We start from the raw sequence: 12,845 nt of genomic DNA, 5'->3' as shown, positions 1-12,845 counted from the left end.
AAGGGATGGAAACAGAGTTTATAACATGGGAAGGATGTGCGCAATAAGAAACAAACCCAAAATACGAAACTACGAAACTCCACCCGACCATGCCACACACCTTCGAAATTGCGAAATTAATAACTTCCGCGGTCCTTCGTTCTTCGTTCTCCTCCGATGGCGTGACCCTATTTCGTTCGTCCTTCCCAAGAATGTGGGTTAGAATGTACCCGTTACAGTTATGACCAGATTGGTCGACAGTCCATCAACGTATCCGAGATCCAGTTTTGTCTTCAGCCTCAGCAGGTGTATCGGTTTGATGTCTAACTGGAAGCCGCCAGCGTACTGCATAGTAACCGATGAATCGTTGGTGCTGCGCCTGAGTCCCAAGTCACTGCTCAACTCAACATTCCCCAGCAACGGAAACTTCTTTGCTCGGAATGTCGCACTCAATTGCGGATTCAATGATGATTGTGCACTGCCAATGGAACCTTCCCAATTCTTGGCATACCAATGGGAGAAGCCCGTCTTTGTAAACACCCAGTATGTCCATCTCTCCTCCCACCATGCGCTGGAAGAGTAATCAATCCTGCTCGAGAGGGGACTGTATCTATCGCGTGTCTGGCCGTGTTGCAGGGTGAAAGTCGAACGATACCTGGGAATGTATTCAGCCTTCCCCTCATACCTGTCTCTTTCTGTTCCGTTGAAGGAATCAAGTACGCGTGACATCTCTCGTGTTTTCTGATAGCTAAAGTCTAACAATAGAGTCACATGAGGTCTTATCCGGCCGTCGAAATCCTCAGTCTTTGACTCATATCTGTTGTCGAGCAAGTCGTTCGGTGCCTCCAGAAACCTATGTCTTATGGAAAGCGGCCCTGATGCGTCCCTCAGATGGGCAGACAAGTGCTTCGAGATTTCGTATTCGAAATCGATTAAAGAAAGACGACCATACCAGACGCCGGGATAGACGCCAATCCTTGCATAGTCTCTCCAGTCATAATCACCATCCCTCCTTCCTGACGCACCAGTATACGGATCCTCTTTCGTCTCCCTCTCAGTCTTCCCATAGAAGGACAGCCCGGGAATTCTGTCGATATTTCCACTTAGCCGGACTTCGCCGCTCCCTGAAGTCTGGTAGGAAGTTGTTCTGCCGACAGAATCCTGCTTTCCGAACCTGTGTAAGTATTCCGCGCCCACCGAGACCCCTCGGAAGAGCGTCGAAAGAAGCATGAAAGAACCCCCATCATATATCCCGGAACTGTCTCCTGGTGTCTCGTCCCACCAGGTCCTCACAAAACTAGAACTGAGATTCAGGGATTTGACAGGCAAGCCCGGGAGCTCTTCTTCACTTATGTTGTAGCTGATTTCTGAACCTACCTGTCTCATTCTCTCATCAATAGAGTCTAACGCCGTGGTGTTCGTTGCCATTTTGAGGCCGAACGCAGGGAGCCTCGGTTTGCTGAAGATGAAAGAAGCAAGGGCGTTGGTCCAGACAGGCTCGAATTCACCACTGTCAGGTCTGAAAGCCTGGCGGCCCCAGTCGACGCCCCCAACAAGCCAATCAAAGAAGTCATATTGGGCTGCGACCCCGTATGCGTCTTTCACCATCCCCAGCCTACCCCTTTCAGGTGCAAACGAGACAAAGTCGTCACCGTAGGATTCGTATGATGCGTTGGCTCTGAGACTCTTGCCGCTGGCATACACAGAGTACTTCTGTCCTATTCCGTCAAGACTGTCATCAACGCCTTTTGCCAGCTCAACAGGGACGCGAAAATCCATTCCTAGTGTCCTCGTTCTGATCTCCATTGACCCATGAACCATGTCTGAGGCTTCAAGGCTCATCTCATCATCATCAAACCTAATCCCTCTGATCACACCTCTGAAAGCGTCATTCGGATTGACCTTCACTTCAACCATGTTCAACTGCTCATCTGAATCCCTCTCATACTCATATGTCACATCGACCTGTGTCCTATCCCCTATTAGTTCGTCCTTCAAAATGATCAAAGTGCCTGACGTATAATCGAGAATGTAGTCATTCCCCCTTTCAAGAAAGGCCCCATCAAGCCTGACGGTCTCCGAAGGCCTTACAATGCGGCGGTGAGAAAGCCCATAAGTTGGCAAAAACGTCTCGTGCTGGATATGAATCGTGTAGATATGTACGTCTGATGTATAAACCTCTTCAGGAAACGGCCTTCGTTCTGGGAAAACCAAGAGACCATTTTTGAAATCAACATACTCTGGGTCGACTCGGCCATCCATATCCTCGTCCAAACCGAATTCAGACAGAGGATGAACAACCCCTGAAGTATCAACAATCGACATAGACACACTCGTCGGGATCATACTTCTTGGCAGAGAATATCTGTTCACTTGAGCGAACCCGCGGACTGAATCGGATTGAACGATAATCTCCCGCTTCCCGACTGACGATCTGAGGCTAACTGCCAGAACATGCAGCGAATCAACTGGATACCGAAAATCAAGTATTCCATTGATATTGTCAAGAGCGTAGTCCAAGACAGGATATAGCCTATCAAAATCACCGACTATCCCACCTATCATGGTATCCAGGAAGGTGTTAGCGTTATTGTTCCCGCTGTATCGGTCGTCCAGAAAGACCTCGTCTGAACCATGGACAACAGGGAGCCACATGCCGGCTGTGTCAATTAAGAAGTAACGTCTTTCCACATAATCTACGTCATCTATGCTACTGTCGAATCCTTTTCTTATCCCTACAAAAAAGTCTGAATCGAATCCACTCCTTCTTTCGCCTGTCGTCGCGGACAACCCCAGTCTCTTCGCCCTTCCCGTTTTCTCGCCATAGCCAACCTCAGCAAACACACCAAATATGTCGAGTGACCTTACCAGTTTGTCTCGACCAAACTCACTCCTGCCATGACCAAAGCTCACTTTCCTGAGTAGGTCTTTCTGCGCACCACGAAAAGTGAGCCCATAGACCGTTTTTTCAAAGTCTGTATCATCATATCTGCCCGAAAGGGATCTCTCCCCTGTTATGCTCCCGGACAGGGTCAAATCTGACCTACCCTCAGGGTCAAACCAGTTGCACATACTGCGCTCGAAGTTCCACGTTGTGCTCCCTTTGAGAAGCAGGGAGTTGTCATGAGGGAGGATCACCCCTGTCCCCCGTTCATCACTGGTAAGCTTCAACCTGGCCGATACTTCCTCCTCTATCGGCTTGAGTGGTTCTCTCTCATACCATTTACCCTCACCCCACTTTTGATAGCTGATTGAGCCGTCACCCCCGCACGCGAAGTCAAAGTTGAAGGATTTGACTGTGGTCAGGAAGTCCTGCGATGCGAGTCCCTGCGCAGGTCCATAGAATTTCCATATCTTGCTTCCCCTGCGAAAGCTGGCAACATCCTTGTCAGTGGCGACTCGTATCTCACTGGATGTCACACTCATATACCTTACTTCTTTCTTGCCAAGGTCAGAACTGTATTCGAACTCTGATACAACATCAACGGATGGGTCGAAAAGAAATATCTTGCCGCTTGCCACGAGCCAGAGTGAATCACCTTCAGCGACTATCTGATCCGGGACGCTCTCTGGCTTCCATCTGTCCTTGCTGTACTCAGACCAGAAACGGGTGTTTTCATCATACCTGCAAACACCTCTTTCACCAAAGAACCAGAGAACTCCTTTAGACGCATGAACCCTCTCAATCGGTCCGCCAAGCGCGGGAGCCTCATCTACGTGTACTCTCCAGACTTCGTATTCTGTATCGTATTCCGATACTCCCTTGTCTGTGCACAACCATAGTCTACCCGTACGGACTATGATGTCGTTCACCATGTTTGAAGAGAGGCCGTTGGTGGTGTCGTAGACATCCCACTCTTCAGTCAGTTTATCGAACCTTGCCACACCATCCGGAGTGCCTACCCATGCGTAGTCTTCTTCAAAACCTAGAGACAACACAGTGTCTGAAGGTAGCCCTCCCTCCATATCATAGGTTATCCAATCCCCGAGCCTGACATCTGAATTCGCGACACCGCCATTCGTACCTACCCAGAGGATATCCTCATCCATACCCAGAACATTTATCCTATTCGAGGCTGCATCCTCCCCCACGTAGGTAGCATTCCACACATCTGAGAGGTGGTCATAGACAAGGAGGCCCGTTTGCATGCCGAAGTAGGTTTTGCTTTCGTGGCTTATCCAGGGGAATGTCCTCCGATTGCCGATGCTCACCTCTTGAGAGACGGCTGGGTTCCCCATTAGAAGGCTCACTATTGCCGGTAGAAGTAAAGATAGGAAGAGTCTTTTCATCACCAAGGCTGAAAATGAGAAAAATTCTGTAACCACAAGATTACACAAGATTACCACAGATTTCAAACGCATCCTCATGGCTGAACCCTACCCAGAAGAATAATCTTGTGAGAATCTGTGAAATCTGTGGTTGCAATGGATTAACCCAAATCTCCAAAATGCAAAAATGACGAAGGTCCTTCGAGTATTCGGAGGATAAAACCTGGTACCGACGATCTGGCTATTGAATAATGAATCCTTTAGGAAGTTCCTTTTCCCCTCTCCGCCTTCTCTCTTCTTCTTTCAACTGCTCGATTGGAGTCCTGCCCTCAATGGCCTTTCTTCTGGCTTCGATCTTCTGATTACTCACATAACTCCCGGCAATGAGCCTCTCCTCCCCTATGGGACTCACCACTATCGCCGATGTGCCCTCAACTGGACATTTCTGCTCACACAGGCCGCAGCCCGTACAGACCTCTTCGTTGATAAATGGCCTTTTCGATTCGCCTTCGGCATCAGCAACAAGCTTAAAATCTATGGCGGCAAATGGGCATATCTCATCACATATGAGACAGAGCTTCTGTTGTTCCCACGCAATGCATCTTGTTCTGTCTATGGTGGCGGTTCCCATTTTGACAAAGGTCTTCTCTGTTAGATAGAGGGATCTGATCGCACCGGACGGGCAGACCTGACCGCACAGGTTGCACGTCTTCTCGCAGCCACCAATCCTCGAAACGAGAAGAGGTGTCCAAAGCCCACTTATGCCCGCCTCCAGAATTGCCGGTTGAATACCTCCTGTGACACAGACCTTCATGCATTCTCCACACCGGTAGCATCTTGACAAAAGGAGGTCCTCTGGAACTGACCCTGGTGGTCTTATGAAGTTGTGATTCCTGCTCACCCTAAGCGCGTCCATTCTGAACATGGAAGCAGCAACAAATCCCAGACCCAGCGACCCGAGCACCCTTCTCCTTTGAATGTCCACACTGTATGGCCCGGCCGGTCTGCCAGCAACTATAGATATCTCTCCTGCTGGACAGACTGAGGCACACGTGTAGCACTCTATGCAGTCAGCAGGAACGTTCTTCTTTCCTCCTTCGTATATGGCCCCCATCGGACAGACCTCTTCACACTCTCCGCACTCTGTGCAATCATATGGTACGTGCCTCCTGAACAGGCTGAACCGGGAAAGAAGAGCCAGAAATGCTCCGAGAGGACACAGGTTTCTGCACCAGAAACGCCTCTGGACAAGCTCAAGCATCAGGATTGTGCCGAATACTGCAAGTATGGCAAGCGCGCCTTGAAACGAGGGTTGGAAAATAGATTTATATGCCAGGGACGTGATGTCCAGTTTATCGGCTGCAGGACTGATTAAGGCAAGAGCTCCATCAAGAATGAAAACGACGGCAGGGTACACTGCCAGGGTCAGGAATCTTACAAAGATGGATAATGGATCGAGCAGCCAGATGAGAGAATATCCGAAGACTGCACTGGTCAGGATCAGAAAGAGAGTATAGTACTTCCATCTGGTGAGGTCTTTCCGGGGAAGACCGTCATGATATCTTCGCAGCACGTGCCTTCTCCAGAGGTCGATTGAGGTCCCGGTCGGACACACGTATCCACAGAAGAACTTTCCCAGAAACAGGGTGAGCGCTATAAGTGGAATAGAAAAGAACATCCGGTATACCCAGGTTCTTGTTGCTATCAGCGAACCAAGTGCCGCGACTGGATCAATTCTGAGTAGAATGTCTACGGGGGGAACCCATTCTTGCAGTGGGAACAACGTGAAAATGAAAAGAAGCAGAAAAAAAACGAGGAAGACTATCTGAATTGTCCCCCTCACCCTGGAAGGGCCAGATATGATGACCGGCTCTTCGCTCAAACACTCACCCTCTTTACCCTCAGTTTTTCTAAGTCTATTTCACCGAGGCCCAGATTGTACGCCTCGATTATGTGCCGAACCTGCTTTCCGGTAAAGGTCTGCCCATACCACGGGGCAAGTGATGTGCCATAGCTGTCCACAGCCACCTGGTCCGTGCCCGCGACAATGGTGGAAAGCTCCTTCACCTTTCCTGGCCCTCCAGGCCCACCATTCAAGAGCGCTCTGGTTGCATCCAGTATTGTAAGGTCAGGCTTTATCAGAGCGGCAAGTTCAGCAATGGCCTTGTTCAGGTCTGTCCTTTCGTGGAAGTACTGCCTGTCCCATACAAGGCCCATAAGATTCTTCATGCCGAAGCTCACTCCGGTTGCTGCGTGCGACTTTGCACACGGCAGATTGATGAAACACTCGCTTTTTCCAAGCTGCTTAACCACAGCCACTGTTTTCAATGCATCACCATCAGGTACCTCAGCATCGGTGAAGAATCTCTCAGTGTTTGCAGTCACAACAGCGACCTTATCGAGATCAGAGACCGCATCCTTTATCCCAGATTCTTTCAAACAGGCCTCGGCAGCCCGCAGAGTATGATCCATGATCACCACTTTCTTGGCTCCCGCCGCCAGACAGAGTAGAGACACAGCCCTCACCACCCTCGGGTCGGTTGTACTCCCCCAGTTGGGCGGGTTGGCGAACGACATGTTCGGCTTCACCAGAACCCTATCTCCTGGCCTGACAAAGGACGAGATTCCGCCAAGGAGTTCAACTGCTTTATTGACTGCAGGTTGTGGGTCACCGTTCACAACCGCAAGGTCTATCTTTGCATCTTCCCCGGCAGAAAGGGATTCTATACTGGGAAGAAGAGAAACCAAACCCACGGCCACACCAAGGCCGTAGCACCTGTTCAGAAATTCCCTTCTTGATATTCCTTTGCTCATCCTTCAGAAGGGAGCCTGGTAGTGGTTGAGCTACCCGGCATTTTGTCAGATATGTTATGGCTGAATAGCTTTATGACATCCAGAGCCTCACTGCTCTTGTCCCAAATGGTGATGGTCACGAAGTATTTTGACTGCCAAAAATCGATAACATAGGTGTCTATCCCAAAGTCGTTTATTCTGGCCTCAGTTCCCGCAGGGTCGTCAGTCCAGGGGGTACCCGTACCTGATCCGGGGTCATGATAAACACCGTAGGCATTGGAATCAGTTGTCTGGTCGTATATGTAAAGATATTCGATCTTTACTTCGGAACCGGACAACGAGCCCTTGTATATTTGCCTGGCACAAGATGAGAAACCATGGTCAATGAAAACCTGGCCCGCACCATCTATCCAGGCCCAGAGCTCCTGTGTTGTCGTTGCAGTTTCATACGAACCGTCCCAAGCCCACCCGCTTATCTCATTATCACCCGGGAGGAAATACCAGGGGAACACGGCGCCGCCTCCACCACCCCCATTTTCGTTCCTGGAGCAGGAGAAGGCCGAAACCAGACAGAGAAGAGCAAGTCCAAGAAGAATTCTTGACGCAATCTTCACTTCAGCACCACCATCCTTTCACTTCTTGTAAATCCGTTGTCCAGTGTAAGCTTGTAGAAATAGTTGCCTGCTGGAACCTTGTGACCCTTCCTGTCTCTCAAGTCCCACTCAACGGTGTATGCTCCATCATCGAGTGGACCGCTCTTGAGAGTTGTCACCCTGGCTCCTTTGAGGTCATAAACGGCCAGGTCAACGTGAGCAGATTCTATCAGTGAAAACCCTATCTTCGTATGATACCTGCATGGATTTGGTTTGCTGCGATACAGGCCAAGAACAGGATCGGACGGAATTAAACCCATCATCTTGAAACTCGGACTCTCGATAAGACGTACTTCTCGCCTGTTCTCGTCATAGGTTCCAACTCCCAAATCTTTTGCAGTATCGATCATTGGTGCATTGGTTGGATTCATGCCGCGCTTGTGCCGTTCAAAATCTATGGCAACTTTCCCTTCGAAGTCACACGCGACTGGATCATTTGACATTATGAGACCATTCCAGATGAACTGTGGCGCTCCTCCTGGGCCTCCGGTGTATATGCCGAACATACCATCGATGATGAAGATGCCCTCTCTTCTGTTCAATTGGTCTCTGATGAGCTGATTCAGTATGGGGGCGTATGGATTACACCTACCTGAGTGTAGCGAGCCCGGGTTGTTGATAGACCCGTAGTGGTTCTTCATGCACAGAGTGATACCCGCAATTGAGTGGTCCTTTGGGACGGCAAGATTTATCATGTAATCACATATATCCTTCATAATCCTACTTGGATGGCTGATCACGCCGTTGATATCCATATCATAACTGTAGTCATATCCTGCCCCAGAGTGGTTTGTGCCGAAGCATCTTGCGCCAGTTGGTCCATCGTTTATTGTGTAACCACCGTTGATGAGCCGGTCGTCCCTGTTGTCCCAAATGATGATATTGTTCTCCGGGAATGGAGTACCACCGAAGTCCATTTGTGTCAGGCCATTTATGATTGTATTCGCGACTTGAGGATGGCTACAGAGGGTGAGGAAACAATTTACCTTTATCGAGATGACACTAGTCTCGTCAACACGGGGAAAGAAAGTTTTCCATGCTTCTCCCAGGTCTTCATTTCTGCCAAGCGCTCTTATCCCTGCATCCATCATCGCCTGCACCACAGGCTCGTTGATGGTTGGATAGTCTGTGGCTGTTGGATCCTTGACCACAACGACCGGGCTCGCCACATCTCTTGCCAGGGCGCTCTTGATACTTCTACCCACGAGACTCTGTCCAACAACGGTAGCCCCAGCCCCCAGAGTCAGGTTTCTTAGGAATTCCCTTCTAGTTATCCTGATCCTTGCCATCGGCGACTCCCCGGCCTAGGCCGAGCCTTGACCTTCTTTCATATTATACTTGGGCAAACCGCTTCTGCAAGGCCAAACTACTTGCCACTGAAGGACGAAGTACGAAGTGCGAAGTACAAGTTCTTTTGCACTCAGTACTTAGGAATCTGTCCTTCGCGTATGCGTATGGGGACAGGTATGGACTTTTGGACTTTTGTGGTTATGCGCCTGAGGAGCACCGTTGCTTTATCAGTGCCGTCATCGTATCAACTGCCCTCTTTTCGTCCTGGTCAGAGGAGAGGTCGATCCAATGGACGTTCTCGAGCGACTTGAACCATGCGAGCTGCCTTCTGGCAAAGGCCTTTGTGTTCTTCTTTGTTTTTGCTATTGCCTGATCAAGAGTCATTTCCCTGGACAGATGTGCAGCCATCTCTCTATAGCCGACTGCGCCGAAAGAGTTTAATGAAGAAGAATATCCCATGTCCAGAAGCCGTTCCACCTCTTCCACGAATCCGAGCTGGACCATTTTCAGAATCCTGGACTCCGTCCTTCCGTAGAGCTGGCCCCTTTCTCTGGCAAGACCAATGTAGAGCGGCCTGAACGTGTTTTCCTTCTTGCCTTTCTGAAGCTCAGAGATTGGCGTTTTGGTCTGCTCAAAAACCTCCAGGGCTCTCGAAATACGCTGAAGGTCGTTGGGGTGGATTCTGTCGGCTGCCTCACGGTCCACAGTCTTGAGTCGTTCATGTAGAAATCCTGTCCCCTTCTCTTCTGCCGTCGCAAGGATTCTCTCTCTTAATCTCCTATCCACTGGTGGAGCAGGGAAAAAACCCTCCACAAGTGCGCGGACATAAAGGCCTGAACCTCCAACAACAAGAGGGATCTTATTGCTGGAAGTGACACACTTGACCGCTGCTTTTGCGTTGGAACCGTACTGTCCTGCTCCAAAATGCTCATCCGGGTCGATGAAGTCGATCATATGGTGCTTGACTCTTCCGAGCTGATCCTCGGTCGGCTTAGCAGTGCCTATGTCCATGTACCTGTAGACCTGCCTGGAATCTGCCGACACTATCTCTGCGCCTATTCTTGAGGCAACCTCTATGGCAAGCGTAGTCTTTCCCACCGCTGTCGGGCCGATTACAACGGGAAGCGTCAAATGCGTCCGAACCTCCTTCCCAGCTCCTCAAGACTCATCCTGATGACCGTTGGCCTGCCGTGTGGACAGAAAAAGGGAACCTTGGTGGCAAAAAGCCTGTCCAGAAGTGAGTTCATCTCTTCCGGCGTCAGTGACTGCCCTGCCTTGACTGCGGCTTTGCAAGCGAGCATCTTTGCCATCTCATCAAAACTCTCCGTCTTGGATTTTCCTGCTTCGTACATCTCCTGAATGAACTCCGCGAATGTTTCATCTCTGTAATGTTCAAGGTATGCTGGGACAGCCTCAACCACGAAAGTGTTTCCGCTGAACTTTTTTACTTCAAACCCCAGCCTGGCTATTTCATCCATCTTCTCTTCCACAAGGACAGACTGCTGAGGTGAAAGTTCAACAGGTCTTGGGAAGAGGAGTTGCTGTGACTCTGAACCTTTTTCATTCTTTAGTATCTCCTCGTATAGAATCCTCTCGTGGGCGGTGTGCTGGTCAACTACGATCATACCCGTCTTTGTCTGAGCAATGATATATGTTCTGTGCAACTGCCAGAACTCCGGTATGAACAACTGCTCCCGTTCCTCGGCCTCCAAGCCTTCCCCTCTGTATCCGACAAAAGATTCCTGAACTCCCCAAAAAGCTCCCTGCTTCCCGTCAAGTCTGGGCCTCATATATGTTGGCTCAGTCTTCTCTTGAATCTCGGGACTCGCATGCAAAGCATCCCTTATAGTCTGGGCTACGAGGTCGTGTATTGCTCTTTCATTCGTCATGCGTATTTCCCTCTTGGTCGGATGAACATTCACATCAACACTCCCAGAATCGATTTCAAGAAGAAGGAGAAAAGCCGGGTGCCTGGTTCTGCCTTCCAGTCCAAAACCTTCATAGACAGCGTGCACCAGAGAACGGCTGCTCACTGGCCTCTTGTTCACGAAGATGAACTGCCTGGTTCTTGCCGAGCTAAGGGTTTCCGGTGTGGATACAAAACCATAGATCCTGGCCAGAGGGCTTTCGCTGCTCACCTCCAAAGTGGATTTCACGAATCCCAGTCCGAAAACAGAAAGAACTCTGTCTTTGACAGAGGAAGAAAAGGGGAATTCAAAAAGGCTGTGACCATCGTGTGTCATCGAGAAGGCCACTTCAGGACTGGAAAGAGCAAGAGATGTGACCGCATTGACCACGTGGTAGAGCTCAGTTTGAGTGGTCCTCAGGAATTTCCTCCTGGCCGGGACATTGTAGAAGAGGTCTCTCACTGTTACAGACGTCCCCACGGGGCAACCGGCTTCGGTTGCTTCTTTCACCTCACCCCCGGCTACTGCGACCCTTGTGCCTGCCACATCATCTTTTGTTCTGGTCACGATTTCCATCTTCGAGATTGAAGCAATTGAAGGAAGTGCCTCACCTCTGAATCCGAAACTGGCGATGCTGAGCAAATCGCCGCTTGATGTTAGCTTGCTGGTTGCGTGAGACCTTATTGCAAGCAGAGCATCTTCGTGCGTCATACCAGAGCCGTCGTCGGATACACGTATTAGCCTCTTGCCTCCGTTTTCCATTTCGCAGACTATTCTTTTTGCTCCTGCGTCCAGGGAGTTTTCTATTAACTCCTTTACGACTGAAGCGGGCCGCTCAACCACTTCCCCCGCTGCAATCTTGGAAACAAGCTCATCTGGAAGGATGACTATTTGTGCCATTCTGGAAAATCGGTCAGAGTGTGAAATAGGGTCAGACGGTCACTCAGGCGCGCACTCCCCTCCCTCACCCTTCAGAATCTCAACAGCGTGTTCGATTACTGGTTCAATGGCAACTAGCGATTCAACAACTCCCCTTCTGCTTCCCGGAAGGTTGACTATCAGCGTACACCGCCTTATCCCTGCAATTGCTCTGGAAAGCATGGCCATAGGCGTGTTCTTTAACCCTTCCGCCCTTATAGCTTCCGAGACGCCCGGAGCCAGTTTCTCTATGACCGCTGCCGTAGCCTCTGGAGTGTTATCCCTTGGGGAGAATCCTGTACCGCCAGTCGTGAATACGAGGTCAACTCCAAGAACGTCACAGTAGTCTTTGAGCTTCTCTATTATGGACTTGGGCTCATCCGGGACCACCTCATGCTTGACAACCTCGCCCCTCATTCTTTCAACCCACTCATTGATGGCCGCTCCGCTCAGGTCTTCCCTTTCTCCTCTGGAGCCTTTATCGCTCACTGTAAGTATCGCGACTTTCATCTCACCCCTCTGCTCTCTCTTTTAGTATTTCGTTCCCGGACCTGATCTCTCCCCCTTTCAGAACTCTGGCAAATATCCCTTCCCTGGGCATAACACAATCGCCGACGATTTCACGAATCTCACATCCGCTGTGGCACTCTTTCCCTATCTGAGTCACCTCCACAACAGTCTCCCCTATCCTCAGTCTGGTGCCGACAGAAAGCGAAACCAGGTCTATTCCTTGTGTGGTCACATTTTCAGCAAAGTCTCCGGGGCCCACATTCGCCCCCTTCTTCCTCATCTTCTCAATGGACTCGAGTGCCAGAAGAGAGACCTGCCTGTTCCGTGTGCCTGCGTGCGCATCTCCTTCCACACCACAATCGACCTTCAGGAGAACACATGGAACTTTGTGTTTCCGCGTGCCCTTCTCTTTGCTTGTGTTGACAGATACAATCTTTGGTTTCATCGTCTTCATTTTACGCTTCCTCAATCCCAAATTCAAGGAAAAAGGGCTTTTGGGGTTTGAGTTGGGCCTGGACTCCGGGTC

The 12,845-nt window shown here is 50.1% G+C and carries 9 protein-coding genes; all 9 read right to left on the bottom strand.

All coding sequences use genetic code 11. The features are described from left to right. Positions 1-198 precede the first annotated feature (198 nt). The 9 genes from E3J62_00585 to E3J62_00545 all read right to left on the bottom strand — a co-directional run bounded on the left by E3J62_00585 (position 199) and on the right by E3J62_00545 (position 12,764). A complete protein-coding gene (locus tag E3J62_00585; protein TET47728.1) occupies positions 199-4,335 on the bottom strand; it encodes a hypothetical protein in 4,137 nt (1,378 codons plus the stop codon). 154 nt (positions 4,336-4,489) lie between these two features. Further along, positions 4,490-6,130 carry a 4Fe-4S dicluster domain-containing protein gene (locus E3J62_00580; protein ID TET47727.1) on the bottom strand — a complete coding sequence of 547 codons (1,641 nt, stop codon included), beginning with the start codon at positions 6,128-6,130 and terminating at the stop codon, positions 4,490-4,492. Next, positions 6,127-7,062, bottom strand: coding sequence for a DUF362 domain-containing protein (locus E3J62_00575; GenBank protein TET47726.1), 936 nt, complete (start codon positions 7,060-7,062; stop codon positions 6,127-6,129). Before E3J62_00575 ends, E3J62_00580 begins: the two co-directional genes overlap by 4 nt. Further along, complete coding sequence (locus tag E3J62_00570; protein TET47725.1) at positions 7,059-7,655, bottom strand: hypothetical protein; 597 nt, start codon at positions 7,653-7,655, stop codon at positions 7,059-7,061. The genes E3J62_00575 and E3J62_00570 overlap by 4 nt, the downstream gene beginning before the upstream one ends. Further along, positions 7,652-8,983: a DUF362 domain-containing protein gene (locus tag E3J62_00565; protein TET47724.1), complete on the bottom strand. Its 1,332-nt coding sequence runs from the start codon at positions 8,981-8,983 to the stop codon at positions 7,652-7,654. Before E3J62_00565 ends, E3J62_00570 begins: the two co-directional genes overlap by 4 nt. A 199-nt stretch (positions 8,984-9,182) precedes the next feature. Beyond that, positions 9,183-10,115, bottom strand: coding sequence for a tRNA (adenosine(37)-N6)-dimethylallyltransferase MiaA (gene miaA, locus E3J62_00560; protein TET47723.1), 933 nt, complete (start codon positions 10,113-10,115; stop codon positions 9,183-9,185). Then, complete coding sequence (gene mutL / locus E3J62_00555; protein ID TET47722.1) at positions 10,112-11,791, bottom strand: DNA mismatch repair endonuclease MutL; 1,680 nt, start codon at positions 11,789-11,791, stop codon at positions 10,112-10,114. The genes miaA and mutL overlap by 4 nt, the downstream gene beginning before the upstream one ends. Before the next feature lie 39 nt (positions 11,792-11,830). Next, positions 11,831-12,319 carry a MogA/MoaB family molybdenum cofactor biosynthesis protein gene (locus tag E3J62_00550; protein TET47721.1) on the bottom strand — a complete coding sequence of 163 codons (489 nt, stop codon included), beginning with the start codon at positions 12,317-12,319 and terminating at the stop codon, positions 11,831-11,833. A 1-nt stretch (position 12,320) separates the two neighbouring features. Then, a complete protein-coding gene (locus tag E3J62_00545) occupies positions 12,321-12,764 on the bottom strand; it encodes an MOSC domain-containing protein (protein TET47753.1) in 444 nt (147 codons plus the stop codon). Between the last annotated feature and the right edge of the window lie 81 nt (positions 12,765-12,845).

Source organism: candidate division TA06 bacterium (assembly GCA_004376575.1).
Classification (GTDB): domain Bacteria; phylum Hydrothermota; class DG-26; order E44-bin18; family E44-bin18; genus E44-bin18.
This window is presented reverse-complemented; position numbering and strand designations above follow the sequence as displayed.

Excerpts from the sequence above, each read along its gene's own strand:
- mutL (TET47722.1), bottom strand. The coding sequence starts at position 11,791 with ATGGCACAAATAGTCATCCTTCCAGATGAGCTTGTTTCCAAGATTGCA.
- E3J62_00565 (TET47724.1), bottom strand. The coding sequence starts at position 8,983 with ATGGCAAGGATCAGGATAACTAGAAGGGAATTCCTAAGAAACCTGACT.
- E3J62_00550 (TET47721.1), bottom strand. The coding sequence starts at position 12,319 with ATGAAAGTCGCGATACTTACAGTGAGCGATAAAGGCTCCAGAGGAGAA.
- E3J62_00575 (TET47726.1), bottom strand. The coding sequence starts at position 7,062 with ATGAGCAAAGGAATATCAAGAAGGGAATTTCTGAACAGGTGCTACGGC.
- E3J62_00545 (TET47753.1), bottom strand. The coding sequence starts at position 12,764 with ATGAAACCAAAGATTGTATCTGTCAACACAAGCAAAGAGAAGGGCACG.